21 protein-coding genes, 1 tRNA gene and 3 pseudogenes are annotated in these 18,343 nt (G+C 35.1%); 23 read left to right on the forward strand and 2 right to left on the reverse strand.

What is annotated here, in order from left to right; genetic code table 11:
- Positions 1–95 precede the first annotated feature (95 nt).
- From M4I44_RS06520 to M4I44_RS06610, 19 genes and pseudogenes are all read left to right on the forward strand, one after another.
- Positions 96–467 carry a phage holin family protein gene (locus M4I44_RS06520; protein WP_249966790.1) on the forward strand — a complete coding sequence of 124 codons (372 nt, stop codon included), beginning with the start codon at positions 96–98 and terminating at the stop codon, positions 465–467.
- Entirely contained in the window at positions 442–744 is a 303-nt protein-coding gene (locus M4I44_RS06525) for a hypothetical protein (protein ID WP_249966789.1), read from the forward strand. The genes M4I44_RS06520 and M4I44_RS06525 overlap by 26 nt, the downstream gene beginning before the upstream one ends.
- On the forward strand, positions 744–1,589 hold the full coding sequence (locus M4I44_RS06530; RefSeq protein WP_249966787.1) for a nucleotidyltransferase: 846 nt from the start codon (positions 744–746) through the stop codon (positions 1,587–1,589). Before M4I44_RS06525 ends, M4I44_RS06530 begins: the two co-directional genes overlap by 1 nt.
- Positions 1,579–2,064, forward strand: coding sequence for a hypothetical protein (locus tag M4I44_RS06535; protein WP_249966786.1), 486 nt, complete (start codon positions 1,579–1,581; stop codon positions 2,062–2,064). The genes M4I44_RS06530 and M4I44_RS06535 overlap by 11 nt, the downstream gene beginning before the upstream one ends.
- Positions 2,057–2,869 carry a hypothetical protein gene (locus M4I44_RS06540; protein WP_249966785.1) on the forward strand — a complete coding sequence of 271 codons (813 nt, stop codon included), beginning with the start codon at positions 2,057–2,059 and terminating at the stop codon, positions 2,867–2,869. The genes M4I44_RS06535 and M4I44_RS06540 overlap by 8 nt, the downstream gene beginning before the upstream one ends.
- Positions 2,870–2,871: 2 nt before the next feature.
- Positions 2,872–3,279, forward strand: coding sequence for a hypothetical protein (locus M4I44_RS06545; RefSeq protein WP_249966784.1), 408 nt, complete (start codon positions 2,872–2,874; stop codon positions 3,277–3,279).
- A 30-nt stretch (positions 3,280–3,309) separates the two neighbouring features.
- Complete coding sequence (locus M4I44_RS06550; protein WP_249966850.1) at positions 3,310–3,630, forward strand: hypothetical protein; 321 nt, start codon at positions 3,310–3,312, stop codon at positions 3,628–3,630.
- A gap of 83 nt (positions 3,631–3,713) precedes the next feature.
- Positions 3,714–4,421: a hypothetical protein gene (locus M4I44_RS06555; protein WP_249966851.1), complete on the forward strand. Its 708-nt coding sequence runs from the start codon at positions 3,714–3,716 to the stop codon at positions 4,419–4,421.
- Positions 4,422–4,443: 22 nt separating this feature from the next.
- Positions 4,444–4,644, forward strand: coding sequence for a hypothetical protein (locus tag M4I44_RS06560; protein ID WP_249966782.1), 201 nt, complete (start codon positions 4,444–4,446; stop codon positions 4,642–4,644).
- The gene (locus M4I44_RS06565; protein ID WP_249966781.1) at positions 4,634–5,137 is read left to right on the forward strand and encodes a glycoside hydrolase family 73 protein; all 504 of its coding nucleotides are present in this window, start codon (positions 4,634–4,636) and stop codon (positions 5,135–5,137) included. The genes M4I44_RS06560 and M4I44_RS06565 overlap by 11 nt, the downstream gene beginning before the upstream one ends.
- 1 nt (position 5,138) lies before the next feature.
- Entirely contained in the window at positions 5,139–5,735 is a 597-nt protein-coding gene (locus M4I44_RS06570; protein ID WP_249966780.1) for a hypothetical protein, read from the forward strand.
- 146 nt (positions 5,736–5,881) lie between these two features.
- Positions 5,882–6,709, forward strand: coding sequence for a DNA adenine methylase (locus tag M4I44_RS06575; RefSeq protein ID WP_249966779.1), 828 nt, complete (start codon positions 5,882–5,884; stop codon positions 6,707–6,709).
- A 413-nt stretch (positions 6,710–7,122) separates the two neighbouring features.
- Positions 7,123–7,623, forward strand: a complete 501-nt coding sequence (locus tag M4I44_RS06580) for a TolC family protein (protein ID WP_249966852.1) — start codon at positions 7,123–7,125, stop codon at positions 7,621–7,623.
- Between the two features lie 253 nt (positions 7,624–7,876).
- The gene (locus tag M4I44_RS06585) at positions 7,877–8,095 is read left to right on the forward strand and encodes a TolC family protein (protein ID WP_249966853.1); all 219 of its coding nucleotides are present in this window, start codon (positions 7,877–7,879) and stop codon (positions 8,093–8,095) included.
- Positions 8,071–8,469 (forward strand): annotated as a pseudogene (locus M4I44_RS06590) (TolC family protein); the annotation flags it as partial. The gene M4I44_RS06585 and the pseudogene M4I44_RS06590, both read left to right, overlap by 25 nt.
- A gap of 64 nt (positions 8,470–8,533) precedes the next feature.
- Positions 8,534–9,583, forward strand: coding sequence for an HlyD family secretion protein (locus M4I44_RS06595; RefSeq protein WP_249966854.1), 1,050 nt, complete (start codon positions 8,534–8,536; stop codon positions 9,581–9,583).
- 39 nt (positions 9,584–9,622) lie between these two features.
- On the forward strand, positions 9,623–10,321 hold the full coding sequence (locus M4I44_RS06600) for a hypothetical protein (protein WP_249966855.1): 699 nt from the start codon (positions 9,623–9,625) through the stop codon (positions 10,319–10,321).
- Entirely contained in the window at positions 10,294–10,959 is a 666-nt protein-coding gene (locus tag M4I44_RS06605; protein ID WP_249966856.1) for a hypothetical protein, read from the forward strand. Before M4I44_RS06600 ends, M4I44_RS06605 begins: the two co-directional genes overlap by 28 nt.
- A 38-nt stretch (positions 10,960–10,997) precedes the next feature.
- Positions 10,998–11,165, forward strand: a complete 168-nt coding sequence (locus M4I44_RS06610; RefSeq protein ID WP_249966857.1) for a hypothetical protein — start codon at positions 10,998–11,000, stop codon at positions 11,163–11,165.
- Between the two features lie 1,267 nt (positions 11,166–12,432).
- Here M4I44_RS06610 and M4I44_RS06620 read toward each other — a convergent pair.
- Positions 12,433–12,514, reverse strand: a tRNA-Leu gene (locus M4I44_RS06620).
- Between the two features lie 119 nt (positions 12,515–12,633).
- On the opposite strand from M4I44_RS06620, the pseudogene M4I44_RS06625 reads away from it, so the two are divergent.
- The 4 genes and pseudogenes from M4I44_RS06625 (at position 12,634) to M4I44_RS06640 (ending at position 16,639) form a co-directional block, all read left to right on the forward strand.
- Positions 12,634–14,020: pseudogene (locus tag M4I44_RS06625) on the forward strand (dipeptidase).
- Positions 14,021–14,478: 458 nt separating this feature from the next.
- A complete protein-coding gene (locus M4I44_RS06630; RefSeq protein WP_249966858.1) occupies positions 14,479–14,901 on the forward strand; it encodes a hypothetical protein in 423 nt (140 codons plus the stop codon).
- A gap of 148 nt (positions 14,902–15,049) precedes the next feature.
- A pseudogene (locus tag M4I44_RS06635) lies at positions 15,050–15,474 on the forward strand (BlaI/MecI/CopY family transcriptional regulator).
- Complete coding sequence (locus tag M4I44_RS06640; RefSeq protein WP_249966859.1) at positions 15,416–16,639, forward strand: M56 family metallopeptidase; 1,224 nt, start codon at positions 15,416–15,418, stop codon at positions 16,637–16,639. The pseudogene M4I44_RS06635 and the gene M4I44_RS06640 overlap by 59 nt, the downstream one beginning before the upstream one ends.
- Positions 16,640–16,823: 184 nt before the next feature.
- Here M4I44_RS06640 and M4I44_RS06645 read toward each other — a convergent pair whose 3' ends face one another.
- Entirely contained in the window at positions 16,824–18,188 is a 1,365-nt protein-coding gene (locus tag M4I44_RS06645) for a saccharopine dehydrogenase family protein (protein WP_017494737.1), read from the reverse strand.
- Between the last annotated feature and the right edge of the window lie 155 nt (positions 18,189–18,343).

An 18,343-nucleotide genomic window follows, 5' to 3' on the forward strand; every position in this document is an offset into this window, starting at 1 on the left:
TTTTATACATCAACTTCTATTATCAAAATTGATTTAATCGTGGCGTTTATTTTCTCAACAGTTAGCTTTTTGTTTGGCTTTAATCATCTTTTTTAATGGCTTATGTTGTATTGCTTGTCTCAGAGTGGTACACAGGAATAAAAGCTTCTCTTAAAAGGAATGAGCGTCATGAAAGCAGGAAATTTGGCAGAATGTTGCTAAAAATAGCAACGTATTTAGTCCCAATTTACATTCTAAACACTTTTGCTCAAAACTCTGATTTTATTACGGTTATAGACTTAGAACTTAATCCTTTTTCTTGGTTGTATTGGGTTGTTTTGTTAGGTATAATTTGGCAGTTATTAGTAAGTCTTTTGGAGAATTTAGACAGTCTTGGAGTTAAGTATGCAAAAACTCTAATTAGAATAATTAACAAAAAGTTTTACAAACAATTTGAACTAGATGACGAAAATAACAGTACTGAATAATCAATCTCTATTAGATGTTGCTATAAGACATTGTGGTACAATTGAAGCCATTGCTGACATTGCTTTGCTTAATGGTATTAGTATTACACGAGAGCTTGTTCCCGGACAAATTTTAAATATTCCTTTTAGGGACTACGGAAATCAAGAAGTGATAAATTTTTTTGTTAACAACAAAATGGATCCTGCAACTTCTTTAACTCAAGAAAACATTGATTTGATTGAAAATAATTCAGGAATAGGATACTGGGTAATAGAAAATGATAACATAGTTCAATAATGGCACGAACAATAACACAAATACATAACGTCATGCTGAAGGATATTGCTTCTAATGAAGTTTTATCAACTTACTTAAATTCAACTAGCATGTTTTCAATATATCGTGCTTTTACATTCATAATTGCAAGTGCAATTTGGATAATGGAAACGTACTTTGATGAGCATACAAAAGAAGTTGATAACCGTTTAGCGAATGAAAAGCCGGGAGGTTTACCATGGTATCGTACAATGGCGTTACGCTTTCAGTATGGTTTTGATTTAGTTGCAGATAAAGACTATTATGATAATAGTAATGCAACAGAACAGCAAATTGAAGCTTCAAAAATCATCAAATATGCTGCAGTAAATGAAGCTGCTGAAAGTAGTCGTCTGATTCTAAAAATTGCGGGTGAAACAGATGGTGTTTTGACAGCATTTGAAGACAATTCACAAATAGAAGCAATCAATCAATACATTAAAGAAATTAGAATAGCAGGTGTTCAGGTTACAGTTATAAATTATAAAGCTGACCGACTTTACTTAGACATAACTATTAAAAGAGATTCTTTAGTGCTAGATGATAAAGGGATGAGCAAATTAAACGGTAATTATCCAATCCAAGATTCATTAAAAGAATTTATGAAGGAACTAGATTTTAATGGTGAATTAAGGCTATCAGCAATAATTGACAAACTGCAACTTATTTCTGGCGTTTTAGATGCAACATTAAATAAAGCAGAAAGCTCTTGGATTAATCCAGAACTAAATGATTATGGAACGCCTCAACCTATTAACGTATCAAAAATTGCCGAAAGTGGTTATTTCGAGATAGTAACATTTGAAAATATAAAATATGTGGTTTGATATTGATTGGAAAATTTTTGGAATTCAAATGTTACCGATCAAATGGCGTGATTCTTTAACAATATTATTTGTAAAAATTATTTTAAAACCAATCGACATGATTTATTACAAGTGGTTCAATTGGAGAATAGACAATATTTACAAATTAGAGCATTCAGGGCAAATATGTTATTTGAGAGGTTCATTGAATGACAAGTTTGACCCGATTGAAAGAAGAATTTACATAACTGACGGTCAAATTTATGAGACTACTTATGTCTACACAGATGCTGAAGATCAGGATTTATTTTTAGAAATGGATGCTGAAGATCATACAATTTGGCTAAGGACTGAATCTGAGACCTCAGATACAGGATTAGACTTTATTGTCTTCGTTCCTGAAGAAATTTTCAAAACCCAAATTCATGTGCTTCATGCACATGTTAAATTTTACAAAACAGGCGGAAAACGCTACAATATTTTTATCAATGAATAGATCAAATTTTAATCAGACAGGAGGTTTCCCATTAAAAACAGAGAGGCTCCAAGAGTTACAAACTGCTTTTAAAATTTTTGAGTCTTTTGGTCAACTTGCAGGCGATCTAACAATTATTTCGGGTTGTGAGTTAGTTGGAACGACAGTAACAAATGGCGTTATTTTCATTAATGGTGAGCCTATAGACTTTCGTGAGGCCTCGGTAACTATGGATTCGAAAGTTATCATTATCGAAGAGCCAGTTAATCGCGCCTTTGAAAATGGTACAGTAAAAGAAGTTCATTCGATCCGATATGCAACATTTGGAACGGCTGATGTTTCATGGCCTTGGAGTAGTTTTATAAGACCACCACAAACGAAAGAATTAGCAGGAATTTTTCAAACAATAAATGCTTCCTTAACAACAATCAACACTTCTCTAACAACAATTAGGACTAAACTTGATACAATACAGGAAGGCGCGAAAGTTCAGGTACAAGCTGACATGAATCAAACAGATTCTACAAAACCGGATTTCGTAAAGAATAAGGTTACTTATGTAGATAAAATTTTGCATGCAGGAGAACTTTATATTGGTGATGTCTTTGATGAAGATTTAGTAACAATAACTTTCGGTGATGTTGGTACAAATAGATACATTCCATTGGTAAATATTTACTCAGAAGCTTCAGATTGGTCACAGGATGCAAACACATGGTTGCAAACGAGAGATCGTACATCAACATCTTTCAAAGTGATTTTAACAGAGTTAGTGGGGAACAAGTACCAAAAGATCTCATTACATTATGTATTAATACGCTTGTAAAAATGGCAGATAAAAGTGCAATTAGAAACTGGTTTTTAACTGGAAAAAAACCAACAGAGGCTCAGTACTGGGCTACATGGGATTCATTTTGGCATAAGGATGAAACAATACCGCAAAGCTCCGTTCAGAATCTCATCCAAACTTTAAACGCCAAAGCTGAAAAATCTCAGTTTGATGCGCATAAAACTGATCCTGATGCGCATTCAGAATTGGTTGGTCGAGCAAAGTTTATTACGGTTGGAGAACTCTTAATTTTCAAGCATCCAACTAACAATGATCCTGCAAAAAAGTACACACTTGAAAAAAATGACCTTGTTCAGGGATTTGTTGACGGAACTTGGATTACTGCATATTACAATGGTGGCGAAAAAAGTGCACTCATAAATTACAGTATAATTACAAACGCATAAATACAAACACAACTAATCAATAATTAAAAAATGAAACGAATACATTTAATTTTACTCTTTGCTGTGTCATTTACAGCATTTTCTCAGGTTCAGATTCCGCAAGAATACACTATCCAAAAGCCTTTACGTTTAAGCACAGTTAATCCCGGCAAAAAAACGGATTCCCTACTTGTTCGAGGGCTTGATAATATTGTGAAATTTGTTCCACAAAGTTCTTTAGGTTCTCAGACCCTACAACAAGTTTTGGACAATGGTGGAGACTACAATTTTAGCACACCAGGGGCTAATATAGAAATTGGTATGGGGATTTCAAATGGGGGTTCTCCGTTAGAAATACCAATCCTGGTATAGTTTCGGCAATTTATTCAACATTGGGGAATTTAGGTCTATTTGTTAGAAATGATTATAGCAGTACTGGATGGGAAATTGGTAATATGAGTAGTCAGTTTAACATAAGATCTTATAGTGAATTTTGGAGCACAGCTGTGAGATTTCCGGATCCAAATAGTTATACAGGAAACTCTGTACTTACGTTTCCAAATAAAGTAGGAGAACATGTACTTGCTACCCTTGATGATATACCTCAAACGTTACAGCAAGTAGTGAATAACGGTAACTTTCTAAGCTCAAACTCTGTGATTGCGTTTCCTAGCACCTCTATTTTTAGCGGGAACATAAGTATGAGTTCAAGTACGTTAAACAATCAGATGGATATCTCAGGTAATGTTATAGAGAATCATGACGATAACACAAGAGCCGAAGTAAACAGTGATAAAATCAAACTTGTGAATCCTGTTGAAGGTGGAGGGTTTATATTTTCACCAACGTATGGTGGGACTGGAACAACATATACAAATGCAACAAATCCGGTAGGCTGGGGCGCAGTTAAACAGGTGATACCAGTATCAGTTAATGGAAGTTTTGCGAATAGTAGTACTGGCAATATTGATTTGCAGATTGCGGTTAACAATCCAACTTTGACAACTTTGACACTCACATATTTGAACACCACATATCCAAATGCAGTAAATGGTTTTCGAGTGCACTGCAATCTCATTGAAGAAATTGGCCCCTTAATTTACGAGAAAACTTCGTCTGGCTGGTTGAAAATTGTCGCTTCAATAGTTTTCGATCCGGAATAAAAATAACTTTAAATTTAATTATATGAATAAATCAAAAATCGCAGTAATAGTAAGCTTACTTATCGTTTTAACAGGCTTCATCGACACAAAGTTTGATCTTTTGCAAGATGCAGGATTGTCTCTTGTAGTAATCAATCGAATTAAATTAATTGGATTGATTCTATCAGCAGTTCTTCCAAGTATCACACCATTATTTTCAAAGAAAGGAGATTATGACGCCTAGATTATTTGTAGAAACATTTCTACCACATGCTCAAAGAGTAGAATTAAAAACAGGAATTTCTGCTATTGCAATTTTAACTCAGGCTGCCCTTGAATCTGCGTGGGGAGAAGTCGCTCCCGGAAACATGTTTTTTGGAGTTAAAGATACAGACGGTTTAAATGGAAATGAGCAATTATTGACAACTACTGAATACACAAAAAATGTCAAAAACCCAATGCCAGTTCATATTTCTTCAACTCCTGTCGTTCGTAATGGAGTTAAAATGTTTAAGCATAAAGGAAAGGACTATTTCAGAAAGTACTCTACTCCTGAAGATTGTTTTAATGATCATGCGCAGTTTTTTATTAAAAACAAACGCTACTCTGAGGCCTTAAAAGTAAAAAATAATTACATCAAATTTTTTGATGCGATTGCAAAAGCTGGATATGCTACAGACCCTAATTATGCAGCAACATTAAAAGCTGTATCAAAGTCAATTACAAAACATATTTAAGATGAAAAAATTAGTTTTCATTATTATGATATTGTCCATACTAGGCTGTAAAACTAAAACTGTTACAGTTGAGAAAACAATTGAAAAAGAAAAAGAATCGGTGTCCAAGTACTTAGATTCTTTATTTCAGCAATCTCTTAATATAAATTTAAATTACCAGAAACATCAATTAACATTAAATGATAATTTGAAACTTTCAAGTATTGCAGAACTGGATAGTTCAGGCATTAGGAAACCGTTTCATTATAAGCATTATGTAAATGGAAAGTTGAAGGAAGAAATCTATTTAGAAGGTGGCGAAATCAACAAGAACACAAATTCTAGTAATTTAAACGAGTTAGAAAAAAAAGAAGCTGTCAGAACCGAAAAAACACTGGTAGAATCTGATGTTGGAGAACAAAAGGCGACAGAAAAAGATAAAGTACACAGAAACAAAAACGCTAAGACTAATGGTTTTCAATTTGGGTTTTATGTTTGGGTATTTCTATTAATACTACTACTTATAATAATAAGTTGGGTCTCTAAAAGATTCAATTTACCTAACAGTATAAAAAAATGTTGGGTACAAAGGAGGAATAAAAAGAGTCCTCCAAACTAATAATATACCTTCCTACAGTAATTATTTTCAGACAGCATAAAGCCACAGCGTTTGGAGGACAATAAGTCTTCCGAGCTGTGGCTTCTTGCGTCATGTTTTATTACTGTAGGAAGTGCAAATATAATCAATCATCAATCAAAAAACGAATGGAAAAAAAGAAAATTTTTAAATCAGCACCTCTGCCATTTATGGGGCAAAAACGCAAATTTTTAAAGCAGTTTGAGATAGCTTTAAAAGAATACTCACCAACAGCAACTTATGTAGATTTATTTGGAGGTAGTGGCTTACTAAGTCACAACGTTAAATCTATTTACCCTCATGCCACAGTAATTTATAATGATTTTGATAATTATAAAGAACGTTTAGAGAATATAGATAGAACAAATTTATTGCTCAGTCGTTTAAGGCACATTCTGCGGGCTTGTGCACCTGAAAAGAAGATATCAGGTTTAGAAAGAACAAATGTTCTGAACTGCATAAAGAAGGCACAATATGATGGATATGTAGATTTCATAACTTTATCCAGTAATCTGTTATTCAGTATGAAATATGTTCAAAGTTATGAACAACTGGAAAAAGAAACCCTTTATAATTGTTTAAGGAAATCAGATTATTTTGCTGATGGTTACTTAAAAGGTATTGAAGTAACTAGCAAATGTTATAAAGAATTGTTTTCTAAATACAAAGACTTTCATAATGTCATTTTTTTAGTTGACCCACCATATTTGTCAACCGAAAGCGGAACATACAAAAACTTTTGGAAATTGCGTGATTATTTAGATGTCTTAAACGTTTTGGATGACACCAAGTACTTTTATTTTACCTCAAACAAATCATCAATTATTGAGCTCTGTGAATGGATTGAAACAAAAACACCATTGAGTAACCCTTTTAATGGAGCTTATACAGAAAAAATGCAAACAACCATAAACTATTCGTCGAGTTATACCGATATAATGATCTATAAAAAATAGTAAAATTTGATACAATAGATTAAATTAAAAAGGCCGCTTTCATTGTAGTGGCCTTTTTAATTTAAATGTGGTTTAAAGAACGTTTAAATGAAAAGCTTTTTCTTAGTCAGTCTTTTTGTATTTTTGAACTAAAACTTGTTTTGTATTTTTGCACTTTTGGTTTTGCCGATTATAATAATCTGCTCAATTTGCGAGAGGGAAAAATAAAAATCGGCTTAAATCCTTTAAAAGCTGCGTGAAAAATCACAATCCAAATCTGTTTTGTAATAAATTGTTTTTCAGTATTTTAACATAACGTTTTCGAAAAATCCGATTTTAACATTTGTCCGAAATGAATATGTTTTTGACTTTTTAGAATTATCAGTCAATGAGAAAAATGAAGGAACTTTGCAGCTTAAATTATTTATGTATTCATGTTCCTTAAAACAACAAATTCTACGAACGATTGTTTTCCTAAAATCCTGCTCTTATTTTTACTTGTATTAGCATTTAATGGTATAAAAGCGCAGGAAGTTCACTCGGTTTCGCTAAAAGAAGCTTTGAAGCTGGCCAAAGAAAACAACAAAAAAATCCTCAGATCTCAACTTGAGGTTACGCTTTCAGAGCAAAATATCAAAGAAAGAAAAGAACTCCGATTGCCTGATGTACAACTAAGCGGTATGTACTCCAGAATCACTAATATTACCGAATTCAAAGGAAACGGGTTTTTAAACGGAAAAGAAGTTACAAAGGCGATTCCGGAACTCTATGAAGTGAATTCGAGTTTTAAAATGCCAATCTACGCCGGAAATAAAATAAATAACGCCATCAAAATTGCCAATCAGGAGAGTGAAATTGCCAAGATAAAACAGAAAAGGTCGAAAATGATGTCGAACTCGAAGTGGTGGCAAACTATCTGGCGATTTATAAGATGATGGAGCTGCAAAAGATTTTTGAAGAAAACATCAAAGAAGAGAAAAGCCGATTGAGAGAAGTGCAATCACTCCGAAAACACGGGGCGGTGACTAAAATGAAGTTATCAGAGCCGAATTACAGCTTTCGGATCGTGAATTAAATGCGCTTACAAATTCCAAAAACATAAAAATTGCGCTTCACGATCTGAAAACTCTAATTCAACTTCCGGAAAACGAAGAAATAGCCATCGATACGGCGGCCAATTTGGATGAAATGGACGGTTTAGATCCCTATGATTTTTATCTGAACAAGGCTTTGAATAATGAGGAGATGCGAATTGCCAGTCAGGAGCTGAATATTAGCAAAACAGAGCTGAAACTGGTTAAAGGGAATTATCTGCCAACGGTTCATTTTTTGGGAACTATGGTTTTTATTATCCGAACTACAAATTCTTTCCGCCTAATCCATATTTGTACACACTGGGGCAAGTAGGGGTTGAAGCTGCTTTCGATCTTTCTTCTTTGTATAAAAACAAGACCAAAATGGATCAGGCAAACACCAAAATCAAATGGCAGGAAATGCAATCTGAGATTCTGAAAGACGAAATTCAGGATAAGCTTTTTAAAGAGCATACACAGTATCAGGAGATCCTTGAAAAGTTTGTTGTAGTAGATAAAGCTTTGGATTTGGCTGATGAAAATTACCGTATTGTAAAATTGAAATATATGAACCAACTGGTTTTAATAACCGAAATGGTTGATGCTGATAATGCTTTGCTTCAGGCAAAATACAATAAAGTTGCCACACGATTGGATGCGATTTTAAAACATTACGAACTCTTGCGTACGGCGGGAATGCTTCCGTAGGGTTGGAAGTTAAATGTTAGATGTTGGAAAATAGAAAATAGAATATAGAGAATAGACGAAAAATATGGTTAAGATTAAAAATGAGACTAGAAGAAACAGAACGTTTCATGTGTTAATAACAATTATCGCAAGTGTATTGGTGGTAAGCGGTATTATTTTGGGAATTTGGTTTTATGTTTTCAACAGGAATCACGAGGAAACTAATGATGCTCAGGTCGAGCAATATGTAACGCCAATTATGTCGAGAATTACGGGTTATGTGCAGGAAGTTCGTTTTAATGAAAATCAGTTTGTGCACAAGGGAGATACTTTGGTTATTATTGATAACAGAGAATATCAATCGAAATTGAATGTGGCTCTTGCCGATGTTCAGAGCGCAAGGCAAAACAGCCTAGTTGCCGAGAAAAATGCGGTAAACACGGCAAGTGCGACGGCTATTAATGAAGCGCAATTAGATGCTGCAAAATCGAATCTTTGGAAAACAAAATTAGAGTACGAAAGGTACAAAGCTTTGGTAAGTGAAGAAGCAGCGACTTCTCAGCAATTAGAAAAAGTGAAGGCAGATTACGAGTCGGCACAAGCGCATTTTCAGGAGATGAAAAACAGAATCCATACTTCGGCTTTAAGTACTTCGGTGGCTGAAGCAAATGTACCAACCACACAAACCAATATCGCTTCGAGACAAGCCACGGCAGATAATGCGGCTTTATTTCTTTCGTATACTATAATTACAGCTCCTTACGATGGTTGGATCGGGAAACGAACTTTGCAGCCCGGACAATTGGTAAAAGAAGGTCAGTCCCTGCTTTCGATAGTAAGTAAGGAAAAATGGATTACGGCCAATTTTAAAGAAACGCAATTGCAATATTTAACCGTTGGGCAGAATGTTGAAATCAAAGCCGATGCGGTAAGTGATAAAACATTTATAGGAACAATTGCATCATTATCGCCTGCGAGCGGGGCAAGATTTTCATTGCTTCCTCCGGATAATGCAACCGGAAACTTCGTGAAAATCGAACAAAGAATTCCGGTTCGAATTCAGTTAAAGGATAACGACAAACAAACCGATTTTTTAAGAGCGGGAATGAATATTACTGTGATTGCAGCACATTAAAATGGAAGATAAAAGTATTTTTAAATCCTGGGTTCCAAAGTGGGCAATCATTATTATTTTGTTTGTCTGCCTTCTGCACTCTATGATTTTATTGGGGTTTATACGTCAAATGTGACCTATGCGGCAAGTTTTCTGGATATCGAACCCGAAGACCTGCAGTTTGCTATGTGTGTTACTTACGGAACGCTGCTTGCGACCATTTTAATCGAAGCCCGATTTTCGAGCTTTTTCCCTGCCAAAAATTACCTCATGGCGGTGTATTCCTTAATTGGAATTACGATTGTTTCTTCGGCCTATATCACCAATTTTTCGCTCTTTTTAATTATGAGAATTGCCGAAGGAATTCTGATGGCACTTCCGGTAATTACGATCCGACAATTGTTGATCGAACAGTTCAATTCTAAAAGTGCCATCATCATAGGTTTTTCGTTTTATTATGGAGCGTTGTTGTTGTCGACGCCTTTTATAATGAATATTGCCGTTTGGTTTTTGGACCATTACGACTGGAAATACATGCTGTATGTCTCCGGCGGATTGCAGGTTTTGAACGTTTTTTTAATCTTGGTTACTTTTCGTGGGCACCGAATCACAAAGAAAATCCCGTTGTATCAAATCGACTGGATGAGTTATTTTTTGGTTTTAACTGCAATTCTTTGCGGTGCTTACTTTTTTGTCTATGCCGAGAAAAATATTGGTTCGATTCTTCTCAAATGGTGCTTACGCTTATCGTTGCACTGATTTCGGGAGGGTTGTTTATCTTTAAAGAGCTTTTGGTAAAAAGACCTACTTTTAATTTTGAAGTCTTTAAATATGTCAATCTGCGCATTGGATTTTTGCTGTTTTTTCTTTTTTATATCAGCAGGGCAACGCTGAGTCTGTGCCATTCGGCGATGTATTCGATTTGGAATTGGGATCCGTCGCGTGTGGCGGGCGTGCAATACATTAACGGACTAGGAAATGTAATCGGACTTGTTCTGGCGGCTTTTTTTCTGATGAGATCCGTTTCGACCAAAATCATTTTTATCATTGGCTTTTCGCTTATTGCGTTGTTTCATTTTTGGTTTACGTTTCTTTTTGTGCCCGATGTGGCGTTGTCGGATATTATCATTCCGTATGTTTTACAAGGCATTGGAGTGGGATTTTTATTTGTTCCGTTAATCTTGTTTACGACTTCTTCGGTTCCTTCAAAAATGGCAGCTTCTTCTGGAATTGTGGGAGTTTCAGGGCGTTTTTGGGGAAGTACCATTGGATTTTGCGTGATGCAGAATGCGACCGTATTTTTAAACAAAAAACACTTTTTAAAACTCAGTCAGTTTGTAACAGGCGATAACCCGAAGCACAGCAAACGATTGCTGCAACAACACAAAATTTTATAGCCAAAGGATATTCGGCAGACAATGCCAATGTTTTAGCTATGAAAAAGATCTTCGGAACGGTTACTAAACAAGCCACTTTACTGGCCGATATGGAGATTTATACCATTATGGGCTATAGTCTTTTGGTTTTGATCTTCCTCATTGCCTGCAATCAGCATTTGAGACAAACCATGACTTTGGTGAAAAGTAAAATCTGGATAGGCTAAGGGTTTTGAGTTCTGAGTTGTGAGATGTAAATTGTGAGATGTAAGAAGTGAGTTTTTTTTGCGCAAAGTTTTTACGCAATCTTGTCATTCCGACGAAGGAGGAATCACACAAGAAACTCCGTTCTAAATGTCGTCAATCTTTGTCGAATTACAAGTGCGGTTTCTCGTTCCTCGAAATGACAAACTGTACGGATTATTGTTGCTTAAAATTGGTTTCTGCGAATCTCTGTGTAAATCTTTGTGAATCTCTGCGGAACTCCAATTGATTTTTCATACGGAAAAAATAATTAGAGTTGCAGGCATATATGAGTTCAAATGAAATAAAGTTCTAATGATTTTTGCAATATTCTAAATGCTAAAATTATGAGTGCAAATCATTTTCAAAAGAAATTGAAACCAGACTAATAGAGTTTTTTGTCAATTCCATTGATCCAAAAGATATGGCAAGGTCTATACGCCGGGTAAATTATGCTCTCTCGCTATCTTCCATGCGAGGGTGCGAAACCATGGAATCTGAATTACCTTATATTGATGATAATTTTTATTGGTTGAATAAATTGGCGGAGGTTTTAGATCCTTATTTGGATGCGGAGTGAAAAGAAAGTGATGCTTTAAGTGTCTTTATTTTTGTGAAGAGATAAACTAAAAAAAATGCGGAAATCTCATAATGTAGAGACTTTCGCATTTTTGAGAGTATTTAAGAATTCTTTCCTGTCTCTAGATTCTCCGTCATTGAGAATTAATTTGAGATGTAAATTTAGAATGACATAGGAAGTATTATGATCTGATTTATTTAGCGAAATAATTATTTTTTAAATACTTTATTAAGGGGTATACTATAATTATTGAAAAGCATAGTGCGCTTAAAATCAATAGGTAGTTAGTGAATTTGTTGTCTATTTCAAGTGCTTTTGAAACAAAAAAGATCATTATTGATAATGTGCCGATTATTCTCAGGAATAATCTTATTCGGTTTGGATTTTTATTCATAAAAAAAGGCTTAAAGTCAAGGTTGATAAAACATGTAAAAGTAAGTTTTTTCTAATTAAAAAATGTTAAAACAAAGATAATGATGTGTTTGTGTGTTTTATATCGGTTTGTATATTAAAATAGGAAGCTTGATATTTATTTTGATAAAGTAAAGTCGTAAAGTTTTCGGATAGAAATTACTTTGTTATTGATAGGTATTTTTGCACCTGATCGCTTTTAGAAGGAAGATATTTACTAAAACAAAAAAACTTCTGATTTCTCAGAAGCTTTTTTTCGGTGCGGATAATAGGACTCGAACCTACACGCCTTGCGGCACCAGATCCTAAGTCTGGCATGTCTACCAATTTCACCATATCCGCGGCTATTGTGGGTGCAAAGATAGACATACTTTCGAATATTCAAAGAAAAAAAATGAAAAATTTCGAAAAAAATATTAATTCTCTTTTTGTACTTTTGGATTTCTATAAAAATAATTTAAATGGAAAATATTAAGTCCTACGTTCAACAACATAAAGATCGGTTTATCAATGAATTGATCGAATTATTAAAGATTCCGTCGGTAAGTGCCGACACTGCATACTCCCAAGATGTTATTGATACTGCCGAAGCAGTAAAAGAAAGTTTATCGAAAGCAGGCTGCGATTTTGTCGAAACTTGCGACACTCCGGGTACCCAATTATTTATGGAGAGAAAATAATCGACCCAAATTTACCAACGGTTTTGGTTTACGGACATTATGATGTTCAACCACCAGATCCATTAGAATTATGGACTTCGCCACCTTTTGAGCCTGTGATCAAAACGACAGAGATTCATCCTGAGGGTGCGATCTTCGCTCGTGGTGCCTGTGACGACAAAGGTCAGATGTACATGCACGTAAAAGCGTTGGAATACATGGTTCAGAACAATGTATTGCCTTGTAACGTAAAATTCATGATCGAAGGGAAGAAGAAGTAGGTTCAGCAAGTTTAGCGTGGTTTGTAGAACGCAATCAGGAAAAACTGAAAAACGATGTGATCTTAATTTCTGATACGGGAATGATTTCGAACCAACAGCCATCGATCACGACAGGTTTAAGAGGTTTGAGTTATGTTGAGGTTGAAGTTACAGGACCAAACCGTGATTTACATTCCGGTCTATATGGTGGAGCTGTAGCGAATCCAATTAATATTTTGGCTAAAATGATTGCTGCGCTTCACGACGAAGACAATCATATTACGATTCCTGGGTTCTACGATAAAGTACAGGAATTATCTCTTGAAGAAAGAGCCGAAATGGCAAAAGCGCCTTTCAGCTTAGAAAAATATAAAAAAGCCTTAAATCTAAACGATGTTTACGGTGAAAAAGGATATGTAACGAACGAGCGCAATTCTATTCGTCCAACTTTAGACGTAAACGGAATCTGGGGCGGATATACCGGTGAAGGTGCTAAAACGGTTATCGCGAGTAAGGCTTTTGCTAAAATCTCGATGCGTTTGGTTCCGGGTCAGGACTGGGAAGAAATCACAGAACTTTTCACCAAGCATTTTACAAACATCGCTCCGACCGGAGTTACGGTAAAAGTAACGCCACACCACGGAGGTCAGGGTTATGTAACGCCAATTGACAGTATTGGATATCAGGCGGCCAACAAAGCCTATACAGAAACTTTTGGGGTGCCTGCAATTCCGGTTCGTTCAGGAGGTAGTATTCCGATTGTGGCTTTGTTTGAAAAAGAACTAAAAAGTAAAACCATTTTAATGGGCTTCGGACTAGACAGTGATGCCATTCACTCGCCAAACGAGCATTTCGGAATCTTCAATTACTTAAAAGGAATTGAAACTATTCCGTTGTTTTACAAATATTTTGTAGAGCTTTCTAAATAGTTGTCTAAAAAGGTGCAAAGGGACAAAGGTTCAGAGGCACAAAGTTTTTATATAAATCCGTTCAGAAATGAGCGGATTTTTTTTTTGTTTTAAAGCCCAGATCGTCATAAATTATAGATGTAATAAATAGCCTACAGCTTCAGCTGTAGTTTAGGTTTAGTGGGATGAGATAATTGGCTTTAGCCAAATAAATTTCAGATTTGTATTTTAAAATCGTTGTGTAAAATTAGGCTAAAGCCAATAAATGCCTGTATTTCTCCAATCTCCAGCTGAAGCTGGAGGCAATTCAGATTTTATCTCTGCACCTCTGCACCTTTGCCACTTTGAACCTCAAAAAAGAAACCCTCAGAACCTTAGTATCTTAGAATCTCAGCACCTTTCAAAAAAAACCTTGCATATTAAAAAAATAACTCTACATTTGTAGAACAACATCTATAATTGTAGAATAAAATAGTCAAATGAAGCAACTGGTATTCTTGTTATTTTGTGGAGTAATGCTTTTAGGATGCAAAAGTAAACCGATCAATCAGATTGTGGATAAGAAAAGGGAAGGTGTCTGGATTGACAATTACAAGCAGGACAGTACGGTTTATAAATCGTTTGAATATTACAAACACGGCGAACCGGTAAAAAAATGGAAGTCGTATATAGACGGGAAAATCTATAAAACAGAAAAATACAAAAACGGAAGCTGCCTTGTAAAGTATTATTACGAAAACGGAAAAGTACAATCGAAGGGAAAAACAAAAATCGAAGTCAATTCGGTAGAAACGCACTGGTTTTATTTCGGTGATTGGAAGTTTTATTCGGATAAAAGGAAATTAGTCGAAGTTAAAAAATACGATAACGGTGAATTGGTTTCGGAACGGATGGTGGAGTAGACTGTAGGAGAGAATAGAGGAAAGAATAAAGAGGAAAGATTATAGAGTATAGAATTGGTGTAGTGTGCAGGGGAAATCATTTTAATCTGTGGCAAAAAAAGCTTAGCAACTTAGAGTCTTAGTAACTTAGAACCTTAAAAAGGAAAAAATGCAATTATCAAACTCAGAAGAACAATTAATGGAGCATCTCTGGAAGCTTGAAAAGGCTTTTATGAAAGATTTGCTCGAAGCGTATCCGGAGCCAAAACCGGCAACAACAACTGTTGCGACGCTTTTGAAACGAATGATCGACAAAAAATTCGTAGCCTATAATGAATTCGGAAATTCAAGAGAATACTATCCGTTAGTGAAAAAAACAGCTTATTTTTCTAAACATGTCAACGGGTTAATTAGTAATTTTTTTAATAATTCGGCTTCTCAATTTGCTTCGTTTTTACAACAGAAACCGATTTGTCAACATCGGAATTAGAAGAACTCAGAAAAATAATTGATTCACAGATTCAAAAAAGAAAAAATGATAAGCTATCTTTTAAAATCGGGAATGCTGCTTTTGATTTTTTATGCAGTGTATAAAATGGTATTGGAAAACGAAAAAATGTTTCGTTTTAATCGTGTGTATTTGCTGGTGAGTTTGGTTTTTAGCTTTGTAATTCCGCTGCAAATTATCTCAATTGGATCTTTTGTTACAGATAGAATTGGGCTGGTTCAATTGAATGAACTGGTGCTCGAGAGAAGTACTGAACGGCTTAACACAATTTCGGCCAATGATTTTCTGTTGGTTTTGATTGTAGTGCTTTATGGTGCTGTATTTTGTATGTTGATGGCTCGCTTTATATGGAATCTTATTTCATTTTTTAAGAAAACACAGAGCAATGAGGTACAGTTTGTAAATGGGCAAAAGATAGTACTGGTTCAGGAATCGGGCTTGCCATACTCTTTTTGGAAATCAATTTTTGTCAATAAAACAGAATTTGAAAATGGTAAGATTCCATCAGAATTAATAGCTCATGAGAATGCGCATTTAAGGCAAAGACATACTTTGGATGTTCTTTTTATTGAGCTGCTGCAGATTGTTTTTTGGTTTAATCCATTGCTTTTTCTGTATAAAAAAGCGATTAAACTGAATCATGAATTTCTGGCTGATGAGGCTGTAAATGTTCGATTTGGTGAGGTTAAAAGCTATCAATATTTATTGCTTGATTTTGCTTCTAATAAAAATACGGTTGCTTTGGCGAGCAACATCAACTATTTAATAACTAAAAAACGTTTACTTATGATGACTAAAAAAGAATCTCCGATTAAAATTGTGTTTAAAGTATTTACTGTAGGTGCAATTTATGCCTTGTTATTGTTTGTTTTTAGTACTAAAACAATGGCTCAAAAACCGCCAATCAAAGGCGATATCAAAGAGAAAGACCTTTATGTTCTGGAAGATGTCGAGAAATTACCTGAATATCCAGGGGGCATGACAGCATTTTATAAGTTTATAGGGAAGAATTTCAAAATGCCGGCGGCAGTTGGGAAAAATAAAATTGAAGGAAAAACGTATATGGAATTCACTATTGAAAAAGATGGTAGTCTTTCGGATATTAAAACAATTAAAGATGTTGGCTACGGAATAGGGAATGAGGTGACTAGAGTCTTGAAGCTTTCACCAAAATGGACAGCGGCAACTCAACAAGGTAAAGCAGTTAGGGTGCAATATCGACTGCCAATCACGATACAGTCCGAGAAATAGGTTTTTTAAAGGTTCTGAGGTTCTGAGGTGCAAAGGGACAAAGGTTTCTTTTGAAGATGAATAGCTTTGTTTCTTTGTCACTTTGCTTCTTTGAACCAGTTAAGAAAAAAATCCGCTTCTGGATTCCAGAAGCGGATAAAATAAAAAACTAAAAAAAAATTCTAAAAAACAAACAATCCAGATCTTAGAACAAATCCGGATTATATCCAAAATAGGGCATTTTTTGTTCGTTAAAAATAACCCCGTATTCTTCTAACTCGTTTAAAATTGGCAGGTATACTTCTTTTTTTATCGGAAGCTGTACGCCGGGAGTTGTGATTTTTCCATTTAAAATTAACAGCGTTGCCATTGCAACCGGTAACCCCACAGTTTTTGCCATGGCGGTATAAGTTTGGTCGTCTCCAATACAAACCATTTTCGAGTCAATTTGTTTTTTCTCCCCATTGAGCTCATAACCAAATTTATGGTACATAACAATCATATCTTTATCATCTGGTTCTAAAGACCAGCTGTCGGATAATATTTTCTCTAATATCTGTGCCGGAGTGGCATTAGGCAGGTTTACTTTTTTGTTTGGATTAAAAAGATCAAGCTCTAAAAGTTTGTCCCACATAATATCGTCCTGATCAATTTTTAAAATCAGACGGGTTTTGATTTCTGCCGAATCGGTTGGGTGATACGGTAAAAAAGAATTTACGAATTGACGGTAACTCATGTTCTCAGAATCTTCCATGATATAACTGTCGTCTGTCATGCCCAATTGGACAAACATATTCCATGCTTTCGAAAAACCAACTCTTCTAATGGTTCCGCGGTACAAAGTCAGGACATTGTCTAGGCCGTAAACCGATTTATATTTAAGAGAATCGCGATTGGAATAAGCTTCAAATTTTCCGTAGCCTTCTACTTCCAGAAATTCGGTGCGACGAAATAAAGCGCTGTAGGGGATGTATTTATAAGTGCCTTCCTGAATGAATTTTGCGGCACCACCCTGTCCGGCCAGAACAACATTTCGTGGAGCCCAGGTAAATTTATAATTCCATAAATTATTGTCAGATTCGGGAGCAACTAAGCCGCCACAGAACGATTCAAAAAGCAGCATTTTTCCACCTTTGGATCTGATTTCATCAATAACTTTCATGGCACTCATGTGATCAATTCCGGGATCAAGCCCGATTTCGTTCATGAAAACCAGATTGTTTTTCTTTGCCTCCTCGTCAAGTGCCTGCATGGCATCACTGATATAAGAAGCGGTCACCAGGTGTTTTTTAAATTCAAGACAATCTTTTGCGATTTCTATATGTAAATGAGCTGGCAGCATCGAGATTACTATAGAAGCTTTTTCGATGGCCGCTTTTCTTTCTTCAGTATCAAAAATATTTAAAGCAATTGGAGTGGCATTAGGGTGTTTCTGTGTTTTCTTTTCGGCTAAGGCCAAAGAAAGATCTGCTACAACGAGGTGTAGGTTTTCGCTTTCTGATTTTGCCAATAAATAACGAATTAAGGACGATGCAGATCTGCCGGCTCCAATGATTAAAATGCTTCTCATATTTTATATTTATAACACAAATATATTAAAATGTTAAATATATAACAATTTTAATTTCAGAAAAATATTGGATACTTTTTTTAATGCCAAAAAAATGGAAATTATTTTAATGATAAATATTTTTCAAAACTAAAATGCTTTTTAAGGACTATTGA

The sequence above is a fragment of the Flavobacterium sp. B183 genome (assembly GCF_023539155.1).
Taxonomy (GTDB): Bacteria; Bacteroidota; Bacteroidia; order Flavobacteriales; family Flavobacteriaceae; genus Flavobacterium; species Flavobacterium tructae.

Coding starts and splice junctions, on each gene's coding strand:
- M4I44_RS06520 (WP_249966790.1), top strand. CDS start 96: ATGGCTTATGTTGTATTGCTTGTCTCAGAGTGGTACACAGGAATAAAA.
- M4I44_RS06525 (WP_249966789.1), top strand. CDS start 442: ATGACGAAAATAACAGTACTGAATAATCAATCTCTATTAGATGTTGCT.
- M4I44_RS06530 (WP_249966787.1), top strand. CDS start 744: ATGGCACGAACAATAACACAAATACATAACGTCATGCTGAAGGATATT.
- M4I44_RS06535 (WP_249966786.1), top strand. CDS start 1,579: ATGTGGTTTGATATTGATTGGAAAATTTTTGGAATTCAAATGTTACCG.
- M4I44_RS06540 (WP_249966785.1), top strand. CDS start 2,057: ATGAATAGATCAAATTTTAATCAGACAGGAGGTTTCCCATTAAAAACA.
- M4I44_RS06545 (WP_249966784.1), top strand. CDS start 2,872: ATGGCAGATAAAAGTGCAATTAGAAACTGGTTTTTAACTGGAAAAAAA.
- M4I44_RS06550 (WP_249966850.1), top strand. CDS start 3,310: ATGAAACGAATACATTTAATTTTACTCTTTGCTGTGTCATTTACAGCA.
- M4I44_RS06555 (WP_249966851.1), top strand. CDS start 3,714: ATGAGTAGTCAGTTTAACATAAGATCTTATAGTGAATTTTGGAGCACA.
- M4I44_RS06560 (WP_249966782.1), top strand. CDS start 4,444: ATGAATAAATCAAAAATCGCAGTAATAGTAAGCTTACTTATCGTTTTA.
- M4I44_RS06565 (WP_249966781.1), top strand. CDS start 4,634: ATGACGCCTAGATTATTTGTAGAAACATTTCTACCACATGCTCAAAGA.
- M4I44_RS06570 (WP_249966780.1), top strand. CDS start 5,139: ATGAAAAAATTAGTTTTCATTATTATGATATTGTCCATACTAGGCTGT.
- M4I44_RS06575 (WP_249966779.1), top strand. CDS start 5,882: ATGGAAAAAAAGAAAATTTTTAAATCAGCACCTCTGCCATTTATGGGG.
- M4I44_RS06580 (WP_249966852.1), top strand. CDS start 7,123: ATGTTCCTTAAAACAACAAATTCTACGAACGATTGTTTTCCTAAAATC.
- M4I44_RS06585 (WP_249966853.1), top strand. CDS start 7,877: ATGGACGGTTTAGATCCCTATGATTTTTATCTGAACAAGGCTTTGAAT.
- M4I44_RS06595 (WP_249966854.1), top strand. CDS start 8,534: ATGGTTAAGATTAAAAATGAGACTAGAAGAAACAGAACGTTTCATGTG.
- M4I44_RS06605 (WP_249966856.1), top strand. CDS start 10,294: ATGGTGCTTACGCTTATCGTTGCACTGATTTCGGGAGGGTTGTTTATC.
- M4I44_RS06610 (WP_249966857.1), top strand. CDS start 10,998: ATGAAAAAGATCTTCGGAACGGTTACTAAACAAGCCACTTTACTGGCC.
- M4I44_RS06630 (WP_249966858.1), top strand. CDS start 14,479: ATGAAGCAACTGGTATTCTTGTTATTTTGTGGAGTAATGCTTTTAGGA.
- M4I44_RS06640 (WP_249966859.1), top strand. CDS start 15,416: ATGATAAGCTATCTTTTAAAATCGGGAATGCTGCTTTTGATTTTTTAT.
- M4I44_RS06645 (WP_017494737.1), bottom strand. CDS start 18,188: ATGAGAAGCATTTTAATCATTGGAGCCGGCAGATCTGCATCGTCCTTA.